This is a genomic window from Streptococcus oralis (assembly GCF_001075875.1).
Classification (GTDB): domain Bacteria; phylum Bacillota; class Bacilli; order Lactobacillales; family Streptococcaceae; genus Streptococcus; species Streptococcus oralis_I.
In genome coordinates, this window is record NZ_JUOS01000029.1 from 1 (window position 1) to 17,581 (window position 17,581).

Sequence of the window (17,581 nt, forward strand, 5' to 3'; positions counted from 1 at the left end):
GCGGAGGTGGGACGACGAAATCGAATTCTAACGAATTACCGATTTCTGTCCCACTCTCTATTTTCCTGTAAATTTTGCGATGAGTTCTTGCCATTTTGCTGGTGCTAAAATAGCCCAAGGATCTTGACCTTTTCCTAGAATACCATAGCCAATCATCAAACCAATAGCAAGAGCTAAGACTCCTAGTAGTAATACTACAATTACTAAGATTAAGCGACGTAAGACATATTTGGATTGTTTATTCATCTTCATCAGCTTCTACACTTACCCGTTCAATCTTAGCTCCTAACTGGGCTAATTTTTCATGAAAACGGTAGTAACCTCTATCTAAATGGACAAGCTTTCCTACAACTGTTTCGCCTTCAGCTACCAAGCCTGTCAAAATCAAGGCTGCACTGGCACGTAAGTCTGTCGATAGAACTTCTGCACCTTGGAGAGGCTGTCCTCCGACGATACGGGCTGTATCACGGATGATTTCAGAGTGCAAGCCCATACGACGCATTTCCTCTAAATGTTGAAAACGATTCTCAAATACAGTTTCTACCATAGTTGACTCACCTTGAGCAACGGTCATTAGAGCAGTGAACTGCGCTTGCATATCCGTCGGAAATCCTGGATGTGGAAGTGTCTTAACGTGAACAGCCTTTAATTTTTCACGTTGAGAACGAATACGAATTCCTTCGTCCTCATCGATGACTTCAACACCCATTTCCTGTAATTTAGCAATCAAGGGGCGATTATGTTCCCAGATAGCATCCAGAATCAAGACATCTCCACCTGTAATGGCAGCTGCTACCATGAAGGTCCCTGCTTCAATACGGTCTTGCACAACATTGTGGGTTGCACCGTGTAGTTGCTCAACACCAGTAATGGTAATAGTTTCTGTTCCTGCCCCCTTAACTTTGGCACCCATTTTATTTAGGAGAACAGCCAAGTCGACAATCTCAGGTTCACGCGCAGCATTTTCAATGACTGTAACGCCGTTAGCAAGAGTTGCTGCCATCATCAAGTTTTGAGTAGCACCTACACTTGGAAAGTCCATGTAGATATGTGCACCGTGCAAGCGTTCCGCCTTAGCTTCAATATAACCTGCCGTCTGAGTAATCTCAGCCCCCATTGCTTCGAGTCCTTTAAGGTGGAGGTCTATCGGACGACTACCGATCGTACAACCACCTGGCATCGAAACTTTAGCGTGACCAACCCTAGCCAGGATTGGACCCAAGACTACAATAGAAGCACGCATCTTGCTGACATACTTATAGGGAGCTTCTTCTGTGATATCATCTGTCGCATCCACTTCAACAATGTTTGCATCTTGATCAAAATTAACTTTCGCATTTAATCCACGAACTACTTGGTTCATGGTAAAGACATCCGATAGGATAGGAACATTTTTTAAAACTGTTTTTCCTTCGCTTGCTAAAATAGTTGCTGCAAGCAGTGGTAAAACTGCATTTTTTGCGCCCTCGATGGTAACACTTCCAACCAAACGATTATCGCCACCTTGAACTACAATTTTTTCCATAGAGTATTTTCCTTCACTTACAATTTTAGAATAGCGTTCTAACTGCTTCTTGCCAGAGTTGGTAGAGATTCAAGAAAAAGGAACTAATCAGATATCCTAAACCGATACTACACAATACTACCAAGAGTCGAACCTTCTTCGCATTATCCTTTGTCACCTTCAAAATTTGATCCCATCTGACCAAATCTTTCAAGAGCTGAAAGACTAGGTAGACAAAAAACATATGACTACTAAGGGTAAAAAACAATTGAATCATTTGCCTATTATACCATCTTCTTTTTTTCTAAGCTAGTTTAGGGATTCGCCTACTGTTTAGGGATTGTTTTTCAAATAGTCAATCGCATCTTGAAGCGTTTTGACTGGAACGATTTTCATGTCTGTTTTAATCATTTGAGCTGCTTCTTGAGCTGTGTCATAATTACTCTTGGCATTTGGATTTGCTTTTTTAGCTTCTTCAGTTACTGGATTGTTAGGAGCAAAGAATACAGTTGCTCCTTTCTTAGCTGCGGCCACAACCTTTTTATCAATTCCACCAATATCACCAACATTCCCATCTCTGTCGATACTTCCTGTACCAGCAATGATGCGTCCATTTCGAAGAGTGGGATCTGCAATTTGCGTATAGATGGATAGACTAAACATCATCCCAGCACTAGGACCACCAATGCCTGCAGTTGAAAACTTGATTGGCACATCACTAGATACTTCTGTTCGGTCAATCAAGCCGATTCCGATACCATTTTTCCCATTTTCCAGAGTAATGATTTTTCCTTCGGCAGTCTTGACTTTTCCATCCTCCTCATAGGTAACCTTAACCTGATCACCTAGAGTTTGAGAATTAACGTAGTCAACCATCTCCTTGGAGCTCTCAAAAGTCTTGTCATTCACAGCGGTTACGGTGTCAGCAATATTAAGAACTCCCTTGAAAGTCGAGTTATCTGTTACAGTCAAAACATAGACACCCAGATATTTGAGTTCAATTTCCTTACCCGCCGTCTTCAGGCCTTGATATTTGGCCATATTTTGCGAAGTTTCCATGTAAAACTGGTTGATTCGCATAAATTCTGTATCTGACGAACCACCCGTCATCTCTTTGGCACTATGTATATCCGTAAAAGGTGTTAGCCAGGCATAAAACAAGTCAACCATTCTGGCGTGCTTAACTCCAACCGTCACAAATTGGTAGGAACCTTCCTCTTGGTCAGGTTGGTTATTAACTTGTAAAACCTTTCGAATATCTTCAGAAGTTCCTGGCACCTCGATATAATAAGGCAGGGGCACCGTAAAAGCTATAAAAGTGACAATGAGCCCAATAATGAGATATAAGGGCCATCTAGTTTTTTTCTTCATTGTTTAACTCCTCTAGGACAGCATTTGGTACATACTCACTGATATCTTGACCAAATTTTAATAGTTCTCTCACAGCTGAAGAGCTGATGTGAACATGCTCCGGTCGACTGTGGAGATAGATTGTCTCCATTTCTCCCGCTAATTTATGGTTGTAAAAATCAAAACTAGCTTCATACTGAAGATCCGTAGCATTGCGTAAACCACGCACTAAGATCTCTGCACCTAATCTTCTAGCAACATCAACGACTAATTCATCGTGAGAAGCTATGACTTTGACATTTTTGAGATGTGCTACTGCTTTTTCAACAGTTTTCTTTCGGCTCTCTATCGGTAAAAAGCCCGTTTTGTGTGGATTATAAAAAATTCCTACATACAATTGATCAAAGAGCTTACTTGCACGCTCAATGAGATCCAAATGTCCATTGGTCATCGGATCAAAAGAACCTGTAAATAGCCCAATCTTATCTGACATAAACCGTCACCTTACTAATCCCATATATTTTTTCCTTCCAGATGCCCAAACAAGCGATTTCTTCTGGAAGTTCTACTGATTTATCGGTCTCACATACCACCATGACATCCTCTGAAAAAAGATTTCTCTCTGCCATTTTTTCAATATCTGACACGATTTGTTCTTTTGCATAGGGAGGGTCCAAAAAAACAAGATCAAAGACACCATCCACTTGCTCCAATGCGCGACTGGATTCCATTTTCAATAATTGAAATTTAGAGGTTTCCTTGGTCATCCGAATATTTTCTGCGACTATATTCTGGGCTCGGCGATCCTTCTCAACTAGGACAGCGCTAGACATCCCTCTTGAAACTGCTTCAATGGATAACCCCCCGCTACCAGCATAGAGATCTAGCACACGCCCGCCTTCAAAGTAAGGGCCAATCATATTGAAAATAGCGCCCCTAACCTTGTCTGATGTTGGCCTTGTCGTTTTACCGTCCAGCGTCTTTAAAGGACGCCCACCGTAGATTCCTGATACGATTTTCATAACGTCTATTATACCAAATTCTTATCAAAAAAAGAAAATCGAACCTTACGGCTCGATTGATTAAAGAATATTTTCGTAAGTATCTCTCACTTCTTGCGGCCAAACACTGGTTTGGACTTCACCGATGTGCTTCTTACGAAGCAGGAACATAGCCATACGAGATTGGCCAATTCCTCCACCGATTGTCAATGGGAAGAGTCCATTTAGAAGAGCCTTATGCCATTCTAAGGTTAAACGGTCTTCGTCTCCTGTGATAGCTACTTGACGACGGAGAGTGTCTTCATCGACACGAATGCCCATTGAAGACAATTCAAAGGCTGCACCCAAATTATCATTCCAAACAAGGATGTCCCCATTCAAGCCATGATAGCCATTTTCAGACTCAGTTGTCCAGTCATCATAGTCTGGTGCACGTCCGTCATGAGGTTTTCCATCTGACAATTCTCCACCGATACCAATTAGGAAGACCGCTCCAAATTCCTTACAAATGGCATTCTCACGTTCTTTTGGAGTCAAATCTGGATAACGTTCAACCAACTCTTCTGTATGGATAAAGGTAATCTGTTTTGGCAAGATAGACTCAATATCGTAGCGTGCTTCGACCGCTAACTCTGTCAAACGGATGGCCTTATAAATCTTTTCTACTGTTTCTTTAAGATAGGCTAGATTGCGTTGTCCGTTTGGAATAACTTTTTCCCAGTCCCACTGATCTACATAGACTGAGTGAGTCGCATCTAGCGAATCTTCGTCTGGACGAAGGGCCTTCATGTGAACAAAGAGGCCTTCACCCTCGCCAAAACCAAAACGGGCCAAGGTATGGCGTTTCCACTTAGCAAGGGAATGCACCACTTCATAGGTTTCATCTGGGATTTGCAAAACCTTAACAGAAACTGGATGTTCAATCCCTGAAAGGTTATCCTGCATCCCATCCCCAACCTTACTCAAGATTGGTCCTTGCACTTCTACAACTTCTAATTTATCTTTCAAATACTGGGTAAAGGTATTTTTTACAAAGGAAATTTCTTCCTGTTGATGGATAAAACTTTTCTTCATACATCTCTCCTTTTGAATAATAAGATGATTATACCCTTTTGCCAGTAAAAATAAAAGTAAAAATTAAAAAAAGAGCTCATTTGAGCTCTAAAAGTATTAATCGTCACTTCCAAAGATACGCAAGAAGCTGAGGAAGAGGTTAATAAAGTCAAGATAGAGGCTAAGCGCCAATGAAATTGCCCAACCTGTAGCGACTTGACCATTTGATTCTTCATAAACATAGCGAATCTTTTGGTTATCCCAAGCAATCAAACCTGCAAAAACAAGAACCATGACAATACTGATAATGTAATCGAATAGACCACTGTTTAAGAATACATTAACAATCATAGCCAAGATGAGACCTACCAAGGCTCCAATCAAAGCACGTCCGATACCACTCAAGTCCTTTTTAATCACAACTCCAATAATAGCCATGACAAAGAAGAGAGCTGCACTGGAAATAAAGGCCGTTAGAACCGTTCCTGGTAGATAGAGCGACACGATGAAACTCAGTGAAAAACCGTTCACTACTGAATAGATGAGAAACATCGGAAGAGCTGCTGGGCTATTTTTATAAGCCATATTACTGGCTGCAATGACAAGAGCAACTTCAACTACTCCTGTTACGATTAGCCATATGCGGGCGTTAAACATCAACTGAACAAGAAGGTCTTGGAAGGTTGTTAACATTAAGGCTGAAACAAGTGCAGATAAGGCGATCCCAATCCCTACAAAAGCATAGACTTTTGCATAAAATTGATTCAAGCCAGAACGTTCTTGAATAATTGTTTGATTCATATCTTTTTCTCCTTATGAAATCTTTTTACTGATTATAACAAAAATAAACTATTTTAACTCAAATAAAACATGAGTATGCCTGCAGCAATGGCAACGTTGAGACTTTCCGCTTGCCCTTTCATGCTGATGTGGACCAATTGATCTGCCTGGTCTGTCATGAATTGACTAATGCCTTGACCTTCATTCCCCATGACCAAGGCAAAATCTTCTAGCTGAACAAGCTCACGATAATCTTTAGATTTTTGGGACAAAGTAGTTGCTAGAATTGGTAAATTGCCCTTTTTAGCCTCTTCAACGAATGTTTCAACAGACATGCGATAAATCGGCAAATGAAAATGGCTGCCCTGCATGGATCGGAGAGTCTTCAAGCTATAAATATCTGCTGACTTGCTTGAAACAATGACTCCTGAAAAACCTGCCGCATCTGCCGTCCGAATCATGGTCCCCACATTTCCAGGATCCTGCACATCTTCTAAAAAGAGATACTTCCCTTGGCTCAAATCTGGCAACTGGTCCTCTTCCTTTTGAACAATAGCAACGATACCCTGAGGCGTTTGGGAATCTGCTAAATCAAGCAGAATTTCTTCGGTTACAAAAACAGTTTGAGGATAGTCTACCAGTTTATCTCCATACTCTGCAAGGGCAAAAATTTTCTCAATCTTTGCACCAGCTTGAACAGCTTCTTCAAACAAGTGCCAGCCCTCAATCAAGTAAGAGGTTTTCCGATATTTTTTTTGATGTAATTTTTTGGCATTTTTCACCACAGAATTGGCTTTAGAGGTTATAATAGTCATAGAAATATTATAACACAATCAAGGAGGTTTGGTATGCAAAAGGTTAAAATGATCGCCCAAGGTCGCGTCCAAGGAGTGGGCTTCCGCTGGGGTGTCTATACCCTAGCTCTAGAACTAGGTGGCATTACGGGTCGTGTCTGGAATAACGATGACGGAACCGTTGAGATTCTGGCCCAGGCAGAGTCTTCTGCCATTATGGCCAAGTTTATCCAAGAAATCCGAAAAGGCCCTACCCCATTCTCTAAAGTAACCTACCTAGATGTGCAAATGAGTAACTTTCCATCTTATTCAGACTTCAAAGTCGCAAATTAGGTCTCTAGAACTATTGTATATTTCCCAAAAAAACAGTAGAATAGAAAGGTATAATTTTTAAAGAAGGAATAAAAACAGTGAAATCAATTAAACGAATCGCTCTCTCGGCTATGGGATTGGCTATGCTATTAGTCTTAACAGGTTGTGTCCAGGTTGATAAATCAACAGGACTCCCAATTGGTCCCGTTTGGGATTTCTTGGGTGCTCCAATGGGAGAAGCTATCAAATACTTCGCCAATGATCAAGGCCTCGGTTTCGGTGTTGGGATCATCATCGTAACCATTATCGTTCGCTTGATTATCCTCCCACTTGGTATCTACCAATCATGGAAGGCAACGCTTCACTCTGAAAAGATGAATGCTCTCAAGCACGTCCTTGAACCACATCAGACTCGCCTGAAAGAAGCAACAACTCAAGAAGAAAAACTAGAAGCGCAACAAGCTCTCTTTGCTGCCCAAAAAGAGCACGGCATCAGCATGTTTGGAGGCGTGGGATGTTTCCCTATCCTCATTCAAATGCCTTTCTTCTCTGCTATCTACTTTGCTGCCCAACATACTGAAGGAGTCGCCCAAGCAAGCTACCTAGGAATTCCTCTAGGCTCACCTAGTATGATTTTGGTTGCCTTTGCTGGTATCCTTTACTATCTTCAATCACTCCTTTCTCTTCATGGAGTTGAGGATGAAACTCAAAGAGAACAAATCAAGAAGATGCTCTATATGAGTCCTCTCATGATTGTCGTGTTCTCTGTCTTCTCACCAGCCAGCGTTACACTTTACTGGGTTGTCGGTGGTTTCATGATGATCCTTCAACAATTCATCATCAACTACATGGTTCGTCCACATCTTCGTAAAAAAGTACGCGAAGAATTTGCTAAGAACCCACCAAAAGCAAGTAAAACTTCAGCTACTCGTAAAGATGTAACCCCTGAACCAGTCTCTGCTATCACAACTTCTAACAAGAAGAAAAACAAAAAACGCAATTCTGGCAAACAACATTCTAGATAAAAAATAAAAGGCTTAGCTTAAATGCTGAGCCTTTTCTATAGTCGAAAAGAGGCTGAGAAAAAATTCCCAACCTCTTCTTTCATTTTATCCATGTACACGTTTCATGTAATCTTGATAGCTTTCTGTATCCATTAGTTCCTTAGCATTCTTGACGCGATCTGCTGTTGGAGGTTTAACTCCTTCAAGGGAATATGGAATCCCAAGTTCACGCCATTTGAACTCACCCATAGTGTGATAAGGCAAGATTTCAAACTTATCAACATTTTTGAGAGTTTTTACAAACTTACCAAGTTCAATCAAATCTTCATCGCGGTCTGTCAAACCAGGTACGAGAACATGACGAATCCAAACTGGTTTACCGATTTCTGACAAGTATTGAGCACATGCCAAGATATTTTTGTTGGTTTGACTAGTCACAATCTTGTGTTGTGCTTCGTTGATTTCCTTGATATCAAGGAGTACCAAGTCTGTAACAGCCATCAATTTGTTGAATTTTTCTAGATAGCGTGGTTTATTACGGAATGGAAGAGCACAAGTATCCAAGGTACAGTGGATACCTTTTTCTTTTGCCTTAGTAAAGAGGGCAATCAAAAAGTCAATCTGAAGTAGCGCTTCTCCACCACTGACTGTAATACCACCTTTTGTCCCCCAGAAGCCACGATAACGGAGAGCTTCTTCTAGAACATCGTCCACTGTTCGTACACGAGATTTATTTGTTTCCATAGCCCAAGTATCTGGGTTATGGCAATATTGGCAACGCATCTGACAGCCTTGCAAAAAGACAATAAAACGAATCCCAGGGCCATCTACCGCCCCAAAACTCTCTGTCGAATGCACCATTCCTGTCACTTGTCCATAGTCAATTATTTCCTCAGACATATCGTTACCTTCCTTGAAAACGTTTTATAGTCTTTATTATACCATGACTGAAAAGAAAAACCACAGATTTTGCCTATTTTTTAGAAAACAATCTGTTTTTCACTTTCAACTTTCATGATTTTCAAAATATTTATTAATCCTTGTCAAAATCAAAGCCATAGAGAGTCGCAAAATAGTCCTCTGGTCGCTCTGCTCGGCGGATCAAGCGTGCTCCACCATCCTCTGTGTAGAGAATTTCTGCCGAACGAAGCTTGGCATTGTACTGGTAACCCATAGAGAAGCCATGCGCACCTGTATCATGAATGACTAACAAATCACCAATTTCTGTTTGAGGTAGTTCACGATTAACTGCAAACTTGTCGTTGTTTTCACAAAGAGAACCAACAACATCAACCACTTCAGTCTGACCATCAGGATGCATCATATTAGTAATGTGGTGATAAGCACCATACATAGCTGGTCTCATCAGATTGACAGCTGAGGCATCTACTCCTAGATATGTACGGTAGGTTTTCTTTTTATGAGTTACTTTTGTGACTAAAATTCCATGAGGTGCCAACATAAAGCGCCCTAGTTCTGTAAAGATCTTAACCTGACCAAGTCCTGCTGGTGTGAGGACTTCTTCATAAACCTGACGAACTCCCTCACCAATCAAGGCGATATCATTAGGTTCTTGATCTGGGCGATAGTTAACTCCGATACCTCCAGAAAGATTGATAAAGTCCAGTGAAATACCTAACTTTTCCTTGATTTCTACTGCCAATTCAAAAAGCTGACGTGCTAATTCTGGATAGTAGAGATGGGTCACTGTATTGGAAGCTAGGAAGGAATGAATCCCAAAAGTTTTAGCTCCCTTTTCTTTCAAGATGGCAAAGGCTTCAAAAAGCTGTTCCTTAATCATCCCAAACTTAGCTTCACCAGGATTATCCATAATGTCCGTACCCAGTTCAAATACTCCACCAGGATTGTAACGGCAAGAGATGATTTCGGGAATACCTGCTGCACGTTCCAAATGCTCGATATCTTCAAAGGCATCTAAATTAATCGTCGCACCTAATTCACGAGCATAGGCATATTCTCTATCTGGGGTGTTATTAGATGAGAACATCATATCGGAGCCGGCAAATCCTAGTTTATGACTCATTAAGAGTTCGACATAACTAGAACAATCCACTCCACATCCTTCTTCTTGTAAGATTTTCAAGATGGCTGGAGTTGGCGTTGCCTTAACTGCGAAGTATTCTTTAAAGCCCTTATTCCAAGAAAAGGCTTTGTTTACTGCTCGTGCTTTCTCGCGAATCCCTTTTTCATCGTAGAGGTGAAAAGGGGTTGGAAACTCCCCAACAATCTTTTCTAAGGCTTCACGTTTAATAAATGGTGTTTTCATAGGACTCCTTCATATTCATTATCAAAGAAAGGCTGGGACGAAAGTTCCAACCTTTGTATTTCAAGTCAATTCTTATTTTTCTGTATCGAAGATATTTCCAACTTCAACAGCAATTTGTTGGTTCTTCACATCAATGTTCGTGACTCTCAAGAGTGACTTGTAGTCGAACTGTTGTTCACGGTCTTCCTGTGCATTATCAGCAAAGACGGCTACTCCAGCCAACTCTGAATCAAACTCAGACAAGAGGCTAATCATCCCGTTAATGGTTCCTCCACCCTTCAAGAAGTCATCGACGATCAAGACACGGCTTCCTGCTTTGAGGCTACGTTTTGAAAGGAACATCTTTTCGATACGGTCACTAGAACCTGAAACATAGTTGACACTAACAGTTGAACCTTCAGTGATTTTCAAGTCGCGACGGACAATGACAAATGGAACATTGAGAACATTTGCTACCGCGTTCGCAAGCGGAACCCCTTTGGTCGCAACAGTCATAACGGCATCAATCTTCTGATCCATAAAGCTCTTAGCAATAATGCGACCGATATTTTTCAAAATAGCTGGAGTGCTCAATAGGTCAGACAAATAAATGTAGCCACCTGGAAGAATGCGGTCACTCTCTGAAAGTTTATCACGAAGCTCTTCGATAATCGTTTTAGACTCAAGGGGAGAGATCGATGGTGTAAAAATAACACCACCACCAGCACCTGTCACCGTTTGAATATGCCCGATTTCAATTTCTTCGAAGGCCCGTTTAATGATGACGATGTCTTCAGAAATAGACGATTTGGCAGATTCATACTTTTCCGCAAAAGTGTTGAGACTGGTTAATTTGTATGGATTGTTAATCAAGTAATTGGAAATGACAACCATCCGATCACTTCTTCTTAATTTCATTATATTTTTACCATTCTTTTTTATTTAGTCTTTTTCTCATTATATCACACTAAAGCAAAAAAACGAACTTTATTGCCTAAATAAAGTTCATTTTTTTAGTTTCTAGTCTAATTTCGGCTTGTAGAAGGAACGATTGTCCATAGCAAAGACTTTATTGGTCATTTCTCCCTCATCAACAAGGGCCAGAGCTGTTGTCATCATCATCATGCTGGCATCCAAATTATCAATCATATGAATAATTTCTGCTTCCATCACTCGAGGACGAACTGGACTACCATACTCAAGGAGACCATGATGACTGAGAATGACATGGCGAAGAAGTACAACCTCTTCTCTGGTGTCATCAATGCCAAGTTCCATTACTGCTTTGGTAATCTCACTATCAATCAGAGCAATATGACCGATAAGATTTCCTCTTACTGTGTACTCTGTCTGGTCAGGACCTGTCAACTCAATAACCTTGGCCAGGTCGTGCAGCATAATCCCCGCGTAGAGCAAGCTCTTATTGAGTTGAGGATAAACATCTGCAATTGCTTCTGCCAAACGAACCATAGTGGCAGTATGATAAGCAAGCCCTGTTTCAAAGGCATGATGGTTGGTCTTAGCAGCTGGATAAGAGTAGAATTCCTTGTCATACTTGGTGTAGAGATTTCGAACAATTCGCTGCCAAATTGGATTTTCAATTTTAAAAATCATCTGCGCCATATACTCACGAATCTCTTTGGCATCTACTGGAGATTTAACCTTGAAGTCCGCTGGGTCATTTGGTTCGCCAGGTTGTGGTAAGCGAAGGGTGATTTGATTAACCTGAGGCGTATTGTTGTACACTTCACGACGACCTTGCATATGAACTACTTTCCCTGCTGTAAAGGTTTCAACATTGTGGGGTTGAGCATCCCAGAGTTTCCCTTCGATTTCTCCACTATCATCTTGGAAGGTGAAGGCTAGGTAGTTTTTCCCAGCACGTGTCTGTCTCAGGTCAGCTGACTTGATCAGGTAAAAGCCTTCAAAAAGCTCATCTTTCTTCATGTGACTAATCTTCATATTCTTCCTCATCTTCTTGGAATTGGAGCAAATCAAGCGCAGGCTCACCTTCTGATAACTCAATGTGACGAAGCGTTCGCTCGATAGCTGTAGTACGACGGTTTAATAAATCATCAATATTGCCAGAGGCATGTTGGAGATGTTTTTGTGCCTTGACCAGAATCCCTCCAAACTTGCCAAATTCTGTTTTGACACTAGCTAGGGTTTTACTGATATGGTCAGCACTCTTTTGGATATTGAGAGTCTTGAAGCCAACCGATAGGGAGTTAAGAAGAGCCGACAAGGTACTTGGACCTGCAACGATAATTTGCTCCTCCCGTCTCAAATCATCAAAGAAAATCGGATTTCGAACAATTTCCGAATAGAGTCCTTCTGTCGGAACAAACAAGACTCCAAAATTGGTTGTCCGAGGTGGCGCCAGGTACTTACTCTTAATATCCTTAGCAAAACGCTTGACGCTTGCTAGGAGAGACTTACGACAGCGCTCAATCTCGTCCTTGTCACCTGCTTCATAGGCTTCTTCCAGACGGTAATAATCTGCCAGTGGAAACTTAGAATCAATCGGTAGATAGACATATTCCTGATCACCTTGTCCAGGTAACTTGATGGCGTATTCCACACGTTCACTAGAGTTTTCAACTGTTGCAAATTCTCGTTCATACTGGGCAGGTGTCATGATATCTTCAATGATCTGTCCTAGTTGTAGTTCTCCTAGAATTCCTCGCGTTTTAGTTCCAGAAAGAACTTTATTTAGCGCACCAACATCACGCGCCACCGTCTGCATTTCGCCAAGGCCACGATTGACAGATTCCAGTTGCTTGGAAACTGTCTCAAAAGAGGCCTGAAGGCGTGTCTGCAAGGTCTTTTCTAGCTTTTCCTCAACCGTTTGGCGCATCTGTTCCAAGCGTTGCTCATTGGATTCCTGCAAGGCTTGGAGGCGTTGGTCAGTCTTATCTCTTGTTTGGAGAAGATTCTCATTCATCTCCTGCCTAAGTTGAGTCAAGCCTTGGTGCAACTCAATTCGCACCTCCTGCAAACGGTCGCTAACAGCCACTTCTAGATTTTTTTGGTCAAGCTGACTAGCTTGTCTGGCCTGTTCAAAGCGGTAATCCAACTGGTCTGACAAATGATCTGCCTGATCCTCCAAACTCTTGGTCAGATATTTCTCCTGCTTGTCCTGCCTTTGCCAAATAAGAAAGAGGCCGGCTAGATTAGCAACTAATAAAACAACAAGTAAACTTTCCATCCTACCTCCTGTCTTTGCTATGCAAGACAACCACATAGCCATCTGGGCAAGTCACCAAAACTTCCCTATCTATATATTCGTTAGAAGCATAAACTTTCTTAAAGAAAAAATTTTCCTCTGTCAACTCATACTTGGCACCAAGAATGGTCAACTGACTATCCCGAACCGGCATAAAGGCCAGATAATCATAGTTCGAACGTGGTTCAAGTTGACTGGTCCCTTCTGGACAATAAGTAATCAAGTTTTGCCCATCCTCAATCTCTATTTGACGCATATAGGGCGCCAATTTAAGATTGCTAGGCAGAAAGACATTGGCCAGCATATGGTCGATGCGACCACCTAGGGCGCCAAAAATGGTCACCTGAGCCTGAGGATTTTTTTCAAAAATCGTTAACAGTGCTAGTTCCAGATCGGTATCATCCTTCTCTGGCTGAGCTTGGACAAAATGCTGGGCATGTTCTTGAATCAACTGACGTTCTTCTACAGTCACAGAATCAAAATCTCCAACTGCTAAAGCAAGAGGAAGTTCTTCTTCCAATACCCAGAGTGAGCCTCGATCCACACCGACAAAACAGTCAAAATCTGTCCGGTAGTGACCGCGATCTCCCCCTGCAAAAACTGCAACTTTAGTCCAGTTGTTTTCGGAGAGCTTGCACTCGTTCATTGACATCTCCCTTAAAGACATAAGATCCCGCTACAAAAACTGTAGCGCCAGCTTCTTTGGCTTGAGCAATGGTTTGGTCATCAATACCACCATCGACTTCGATTTCAAAGTTCAAGCCTTTTTCTTCGCGAAGGGCAACCAACTCACGAACCTTATCCATGGTTTCAGGCAAAAAAGCTTGCCCGCCAAATCCAGGATTAACCGTCATGACCAAAACTTGATCAACTAAGTGAAGGACATGTTTAATCGCCTCAACAGGAGTACCAGGGTTAATGACAACCGAAGGTTTAACACCGAGAGAACGAATCTTTTGAAGAGCGCCATGGATATGAGGTGTTGCCTCGACATGGATGCTGATGATATCTGCCCCTGCACGCGCGAAATCCTCTAAATGATGTTCTGGGTTAGAGACCATCAAGTGACAGTCAAAGACCATCTTACTATGAGGTCGAAGACTTTCGACTACACCTGCACCAAAGCTGATTTGAGGTACAAAGTGACCATCCATGATATCGATATGGGCGTATTCTGCCCCAGTTGCTTCTAGGCGTTTAATTTCACGTTCAAAGTTGGCATAATCTGCTGCCAGAATTGACGGAGCAATCTTGTATTGAGACATAGGTTTCTCCTTATTTTGGAATTTTTTTGCTGACTTTTTTATAGGTTTCTCTGCGATTTTCAATCTCACTGAGGAATTGCAGATAGTTGTCGAAACGGAAGTTTGCAATGATGCCCTCTTCTACTGCTGGTTTCACTGCACAAGATGGCTCATGAGTATGCGTACAAGTACGGAACTTACAGTCGCGACTGACACTAGCAATCTCTGGAAAAGCCTGGTTCAGCTCTTCAGCACTTGATACTTCATAATCTAGCGACGAAAAACCTGGTGTATCTGCTATTTTGCCTCCATTGAGGTTGTAAAAACTAACAGCTCGAGTAGTATGGCGACCACGACCCAGACTGTCTGAGATTTCTCCTGTTTCGAGATTGAGGTCAGGTGCAATTTTATTAAGAAGGGTTGACTTACCAACACCCGTCTGCCCCATAAAGACTGTCACTTTGTCTGTCAACAAGGGCAAGAGTTCCTCCTTACTAGTCACAAAGTCGTAACCAATAGCACGATAGATTTTCTCGTAAAAATCCAGTTCTTCACTATCCTCTAGTAAGTCCATTTTGGAAATATAGACGATAGGATGAATGCCCTTGTGTTCTAAGAGAACCAAGAAGCGATCCAACAAGTTGCTATTAAAGTCAGGTTCTTTAACGGACATAATGACAACGGCTTGGTCAATATTGACAATGGGTGGACGAACCAGACTATTTTTTCGTTCATGAATTTCCAATATATAGCCTTCTGAGTTCTCCTCTGCAGAAAATTCTACCCAATCTCCAACATAGGGTGTATGGCCTTTTTTACGAAAATTCCCACGCGCGCGCGTTTGATAAACTTGACCATCACTTTCCACATAGTAGAAACCGGCCAATGCTTTAATGATTTGTCCCTGCATCTTAAAGTCCTTGTCCTTTAAGTGCATCTGCTAAACTAGCAAATTCTTCTAAGCCAAGAGCTTCACCACGTACACTTGGTGACAAGCCTGCCTGGTCCAAAGCCTTGGTCAGCTTATCCTTGATTTCCTCAGTTTTCCCAAAGTAACCAGTCAAGTTGTTCCACAAGGTCTTGCGACGATGAGTGAAACTAGCCTTGGAAACCTTAAAGAAGAAGTTCTCATCTTCGACCGCAACCGCCGGTTCTGGACGACGCACCATTTTCAGGATAGCTGAGTCCACGTTGGGCGCTGGCACAAAGACCGTACGAGGCACGATAAAGGCAACCTTGGCCGTCATATAATACTGAACTGCAATTGACAAGCTACCATAAGCCTTGGTATTTGGTTGTGCAGAGATACGATCTGCTACTTCTTTCTGCATCATGACGACAAACTCACTAAAAGGAATCCCACTTTCAATCAAGTGCATGAGAATAGGGGTCGTGATGTAGTAAGGTAAGTTGGCTACTACCTTTATGGGTAGATCAGGATTTTTGAAATTCTGAATATGCTGGACCAAATCAACCTTGAGAATGTCCTCGTTGACTACAGTAACATTGTCAAAATCACGTAGGGTATCTGCCAAAATCGGTACCAAACGGTGGTCAATCTCAAAGGCCATGACTTCAGCTGCACGCTCAGCCAAAAATTCAGTCAAAGCACCAATCCCTGGACCAATTTCAATAACATTGACCTGATCATCAATCTCAGCCGTATCCACAATTTTTTGAAGGATATTAGTATCCGTCAAAAAATTTTGCCCAAAGGACTTTTTAAAGGTAAAACCGTGACGCTCCAGCACTGCCTTGGTCACGCTATAATCTGCAATTCTCATTTATTCTCTTTTCTATTTATTAGCTAAAAATAATATATAAAACCCACATCATTCCTAGTGCCAACAAAATCCAAAACACTAAAAGAACACGAGGCTTGTTCCCTTTTGAATCAGATCCAGTCATATCAAGCACTTTCTTATCTTCTTGGGGATTCATTTTCTTCAGTTCATCCTGATAGGCATCCGAATCTAGAATATTGTCTTCTGGCAATAATTCTGAAGCATAATAATCAGGAAAGCCCATAGCAAGGCCTATTAAGTTCTTATCCGTTAGAGAAAAATCCAAATCTTTTGGCTGGTTTTCCTGAACAGCTCGGATATTTTTTAACAGTTTAGCAGCGGCTACAGATACTTGGTCCATAAAAACTACATCCAAAACATCAAATCCAAGCACATCACCATCTTTTACGTTTACAAGAATATAACGAACAAAGGCATCATAGAGTTGCAAGGCCTGCGGGGCATTCTCTTCTAAAAAAGACCGATTTTGGAGGGCGTTTTGCTGGAATTTTTCAATAGGAAGTAAGATATCTACATTCTGCTCTTGGTAAAACTTTTCTGCTTGCTCTTCATCTTCTTCGAGTTTTTCTGCTATTTCCCAGAGTGAAATAGGAGCTTTTAAATCTTCTTCATCCCAAAACAATTGCCAAAAATAGGGTATTGTGTAAATTCCCTCTGTTAAAATACGGGCTTCATCTCCGTTTTTTAAGTAAATATAACTTCTATTTGCCATATCATTTCCTTTCAAAATTTTTGAAAAAGGTTAGTGGTTCAAGTAGGATGTAGATAAAACTATAAAGTTTCCAATTTTTCATGCCCAATCAAAACTTAGACTTCATTTAAAAAAGATGTTTCATAAAAGCACCAAGGGACGATAACACTACCTGACCAGTTTAACCTTGGTCAGGTCATCATCTGCAATTCTCATTTATTCTCTTTACTAATGTAGTATGCTTCTGGGGTGTAATGATAGAGCAAAACAAATAAGGGAGTCTCAGTAATTCCTTCTAACATTTCTTTTAATACCTCATCTTGATGGATAATCTCTCCTGTTTTAGTGAAATAAACACCTTGTTCCCCATTTCGATTTCGAAGTTCCCAGGCCACATTATTTCCTTGGATAGACGGCAAATAACGTTCCTTTTCTAAAAAATCAAAAAAGTCTTTCACCGCCATATCTTCAGGAACATCAAATTCCATCTCATGAGACAGGACATCATCCCCCATACAGACAGAATCTCTATCAACTCGTATTTTCATTCT

22 protein-coding genes are annotated in these 17,581 nt (G+C 41.4%); 2 read left to right on the forward strand and 20 right to left on the reverse strand.

Translation table 11 applies throughout. The features are described from left to right. Positions 1-57: 57 nt before the first annotated feature. The 9 genes from ADM33_RS01760 to ADM33_RS01800 all read right to left on the reverse strand — a co-directional run bounded on the left by ADM33_RS01760 (position 58) and on the right by ADM33_RS01800 (position 6,503). Positions 58-246 carry a DNA-directed RNA polymerase subunit beta gene (locus ADM33_RS01760; protein ID WP_049502949.1) on the reverse strand — a complete coding sequence of 63 codons (189 nt, stop codon included), beginning with the start codon at positions 244-246 and terminating at the stop codon, positions 58-60. Further along, the gene (gene murA, locus ADM33_RS01765) at positions 239-1,525 is read right to left on the reverse strand and encodes a UDP-N-acetylglucosamine 1-carboxyvinyltransferase (protein ID WP_049502922.1); all 1,287 of its coding nucleotides are present in this window, start codon (positions 1,523-1,525) and stop codon (positions 239-241) included. The genes ADM33_RS01760 and murA overlap by 8 nt, the downstream gene beginning before the upstream one ends. A 25-nt stretch (positions 1,526-1,550) precedes the next feature. Then, positions 1,551-1,781 carry a DUF1146 family protein gene (locus ADM33_RS01770; RefSeq protein WP_000615324.1) on the reverse strand — a complete coding sequence of 77 codons (231 nt, stop codon included), beginning with the start codon at positions 1,779-1,781 and terminating at the stop codon, positions 1,551-1,553. Between the two features lie 56 nt (positions 1,782-1,837). Next, positions 1,838-2,875, reverse strand: a complete 1,038-nt coding sequence (locus ADM33_RS01775; RefSeq protein WP_049502923.1) for a SepM family pheromone-processing serine protease — start codon at positions 2,873-2,875, stop codon at positions 1,838-1,840. Beyond that, on the reverse strand, positions 2,859-3,347 hold the full coding sequence (gene coaD / locus ADM33_RS01780; RefSeq protein WP_049502924.1) for a pantetheine-phosphate adenylyltransferase: 489 nt from the start codon (positions 3,345-3,347) through the stop codon (positions 2,859-2,861). Before coaD ends, ADM33_RS01775 begins: the two co-directional genes overlap by 17 nt. Continuing rightward, positions 3,337-3,876, reverse strand: coding sequence for a 16S rRNA (guanine(966)-N(2))-methyltransferase RsmD (gene rsmD / locus ADM33_RS01785; protein WP_049502925.1), 540 nt, complete (start codon positions 3,874-3,876; stop codon positions 3,337-3,339). Before rsmD ends, coaD begins: the two co-directional genes overlap by 11 nt. A gap of 60 nt (positions 3,877-3,936) precedes the next feature. After that, the gene (asnA, locus tag ADM33_RS01790) at positions 3,937-4,929 is read right to left on the reverse strand and encodes an aspartate--ammonia ligase (protein WP_000747986.1); all 993 of its coding nucleotides are present in this window, start codon (positions 4,927-4,929) and stop codon (positions 3,937-3,939) included. Between the two features lie 96 nt (positions 4,930-5,025). Next, entirely contained in the window at positions 5,026-5,709 is a 684-nt protein-coding gene (locus ADM33_RS01795) for a Bax inhibitor-1/YccA family protein (protein ID WP_049502926.1), read from the reverse strand. 53 nt (positions 5,710-5,762) lie between these two features. After that, positions 5,763-6,503: a TrmH family RNA methyltransferase gene (locus ADM33_RS01800; RefSeq protein WP_049502927.1), complete on the reverse strand. Its 741-nt coding sequence runs from the start codon at positions 6,501-6,503 to the stop codon at positions 5,763-5,765. A gap of 33 nt (positions 6,504-6,536) precedes the next feature. On the opposite strand from ADM33_RS01800, the gene ADM33_RS01805 reads away from it, so the two are divergent. Further along, a complete protein-coding gene (locus ADM33_RS01805; protein ID WP_049502928.1) occupies positions 6,537-6,815 on the forward strand; it encodes an acylphosphatase in 279 nt (92 codons plus the stop codon). Positions 6,816-6,892: 77 nt separating this feature from the next. Further along, positions 6,893-7,819, forward strand: coding sequence for a membrane protein insertase YidC (gene yidC, locus ADM33_RS01810; RefSeq protein ID WP_049502929.1), 927 nt, complete (start codon positions 6,893-6,895; stop codon positions 7,817-7,819). Between the two features lie 84 nt (positions 7,820-7,903). On the opposite strand, the gene pflA is transcribed toward yidC, so the two are convergent. The 11 genes from pflA to ADM33_RS01865 form a co-directional block, all read right to left on the reverse strand. After that, positions 7,904-8,698 carry a pyruvate formate-lyase-activating protein gene (gene pflA, locus ADM33_RS01815; protein WP_049502930.1) on the reverse strand — a complete coding sequence of 265 codons (795 nt, stop codon included), beginning with the start codon at positions 8,696-8,698 and terminating at the stop codon, positions 7,904-7,906. A gap of 133 nt (positions 8,699-8,831) precedes the next feature. After that, positions 8,832-10,085, reverse strand: a complete 1,254-nt coding sequence (locus ADM33_RS01820; RefSeq protein ID WP_049502931.1) for a diaminopimelate decarboxylase — start codon at positions 10,083-10,085, stop codon at positions 8,832-8,834. Positions 10,086-10,157: 72 nt separating this feature from the next. Then, positions 10,158-10,982 (reverse strand): pur operon repressor, encoded by an 825-nt coding sequence (gene purR, locus ADM33_RS01825; protein ID WP_006146682.1) that lies wholly within the window; start codon positions 10,980-10,982, stop codon positions 10,158-10,160. A gap of 102 nt (positions 10,983-11,084) precedes the next feature. Continuing rightward, positions 11,085-12,026 carry a 3'-5' exoribonuclease YhaM family protein gene (locus ADM33_RS01830; RefSeq protein ID WP_049502932.1) on the reverse strand — a complete coding sequence of 314 codons (942 nt, stop codon included), beginning with the start codon at positions 12,024-12,026 and terminating at the stop codon, positions 11,085-11,087. Then, on the reverse strand, positions 12,016-13,272 hold the full coding sequence (gene rmuC, locus ADM33_RS01835) for a DNA recombination protein RmuC (protein ID WP_049502933.1): 1,257 nt from the start codon (positions 13,270-13,272) through the stop codon (positions 12,016-12,018). The genes ADM33_RS01830 and rmuC overlap by 11 nt, the downstream gene beginning before the upstream one ends. Before the next feature lies 1 nt (position 13,273). Beyond that, on the reverse strand, positions 13,274-13,936 hold the full coding sequence (locus ADM33_RS01840; RefSeq protein WP_049502934.1) for a thiamine diphosphokinase: 663 nt from the start codon (positions 13,934-13,936) through the stop codon (positions 13,274-13,276). After that, positions 13,899-14,555 (reverse strand): ribulose-phosphate 3-epimerase, encoded by a 657-nt coding sequence (gene rpe, locus ADM33_RS01845; protein WP_049502935.1) that lies wholly within the window; start codon positions 14,553-14,555, stop codon positions 13,899-13,901. The genes ADM33_RS01840 and rpe overlap by 38 nt, the downstream gene beginning before the upstream one ends. A 10-nt stretch (positions 14,556-14,565) precedes the next feature. Next, positions 14,566-15,444 carry a ribosome small subunit-dependent GTPase A gene (rsgA, locus tag ADM33_RS01850; protein ID WP_049502936.1) on the reverse strand — a complete coding sequence of 293 codons (879 nt, stop codon included), beginning with the start codon at positions 15,442-15,444 and terminating at the stop codon, positions 14,566-14,568. A gap of 1 nt (position 15,445) precedes the next feature. Beyond that, entirely contained in the window at positions 15,446-16,318 is an 873-nt protein-coding gene (gene rsmA, locus ADM33_RS01855; RefSeq protein WP_049502937.1) for a 16S rRNA (adenine(1518)-N(6)/adenine(1519)-N(6))-dimethyltransferase RsmA, read from the reverse strand. A 19-nt stretch (positions 16,319-16,337) separates the two neighbouring features. After that, entirely contained in the window at positions 16,338-17,051 is a 714-nt protein-coding gene (locus tag ADM33_RS01860; RefSeq protein WP_049502938.1) for a hypothetical protein, read from the reverse strand. 191 nt (positions 17,052-17,242) lie between these two features. Next, positions 17,243-17,578 carry a hypothetical protein gene (locus ADM33_RS01865; protein WP_049502939.1) on the reverse strand — a complete coding sequence of 112 codons (336 nt, stop codon included), beginning with the start codon at positions 17,576-17,578 and terminating at the stop codon, positions 17,243-17,245. Between the last annotated feature and the right edge of the window lie 3 nt (positions 17,579-17,581).